Here is a 316-nt window from a genome sequence, read left to right as displayed (position 1 = left end):
AGCAGCAAGAATGTTTGTTCCTTCTGGAACTGTAAATCCTGCTTGCTCTGCAATCCAAGTTGCTGGTTTACCAACGATGTCAGCGTTCAATTTCGCACCAGCACAGTTTTTGCTGTTTGCTTTCACGCCGAAACAGAATTCTTCAAGAAGCGCTTTTTCTTTTTTGTTTACAAAATAAGTGTGATATGATTTGAACTCTGCTACAAATTCATCGTAAATTTCTTTGTCAATGATAACCGCTTGCTCTGAGGCACAGACCATACCATTGTCAAATGATTTAGACATGACGATATCGTGTGCAGCCTGGCGGATGTTA

At 40.5% G+C, this 316-nt stretch carries 1 pseudogene; it reads right to left on the bottom strand.

Features of this window, described 5'->3' with window-relative positions:
• A pseudogene (locus WKI42_RS10765) lies at positions 1 to 316 on the bottom strand (bifunctional acetaldehyde-CoA/alcohol dehydrogenase); the annotation flags it as partial.

The organism is Streptococcus pseudopneumoniae, assembly GCF_038148935.1.
Lineage (GTDB): Bacteria > Bacillota > Bacilli > Lactobacillales > Streptococcaceae > Streptococcus > Streptococcus pseudopneumoniae_U.
This window is presented reverse-complemented; position numbering and strand designations above follow the sequence as displayed.